Origin of the sequence: Paenibacillus sp. 1-18 (genome assembly GCF_000520755.1) — a bacterium.
Lineage (GTDB): Bacteria > Bacillota > Bacilli > Paenibacillales > Paenibacillaceae > Paenibacillus > Paenibacillus brasilensis.
In genome coordinates this window covers 1-775 of the sequence record NZ_ASSB01000318.1, presented here as the reverse complement: position 1 = coordinate 775, position 775 = coordinate 1, and the positions used below count along the sequence as shown (strand labels likewise).

The window sequence follows — 775 nt, the reverse complement described above, 5'->3', positions numbered from 1 at the left end:
TTTGTGGGTTAGAAAATCTACCGTTACCGTCTTTTGTTGCAGTAAAGCTCCGTAATATTTCTCATTGGTTAGAATTAAGGTAATGGAGGAATCCCACCAAGTATCGCCACCCGTGACTGTTTTAATGTGATCTCGCATCAAACCTCTAGCAATCGCCTGATAGCTTTTTCCGTCTAGATACTCCTCATATATTCTGCGTACAATCTCGGCTTCTTGCTCATTAATGACCAATTCACCATGTTCATCCTTGTCATAGCCTAGGAAGCGATTCGTATTGCAGAAGACTTTACCGTTTTGGAAGCCACGCAGTATTCCCCATCGACTGTTTTCAGAAATGTTTCGACTCTCATCTTGTGCAAGAGAACTCAGGATGGTCAAGAATACCTCACCTGTTGTATCCAGTGTATTAATGTTCTCTCGTTCAAAGAATACAGCCACTCCGAGACTTTTTAGTTCCCGTACATATTTCAATAAATCCAGTGTATTCCTAGCAAATCTCGAAATCGACTTGACCAGAATCAGATCCAGTTTACCGTTTCGAGCATCCTGTATCATCCGATTAAAATGCGTTCTATTTTTGGTGTTGGTTCCACTGATGCCTTCATCGGCGTAAATATCAGCCATTTCCCATTCCAAGTTGTTTTGAATATATTGTGTATAGTAGTTTACCTGATTGGTATAGCTCTCCTTTTGCTCCTCAGAATCGGTACTGACCCGGCAATAGGCAGCGACTTTCTTCTTTAGAATCGGTTGGATTCCCTCTACGATGTCCATT

The 775-nt window shown here is 41.5% G+C and carries 1 protein-coding gene; it reads right to left on the bottom strand.

Features of this window, described 5'->3' with window-relative positions; genetic code table 11:
• The coding region (locus L693_RS0120340; protein WP_025719493.1) for a recombinase family protein at positions 1 to 774 on the bottom strand (774 nt) is incomplete at its 3' end.
• Between the last annotated feature and the right edge of the window lies 1 nt (position 775).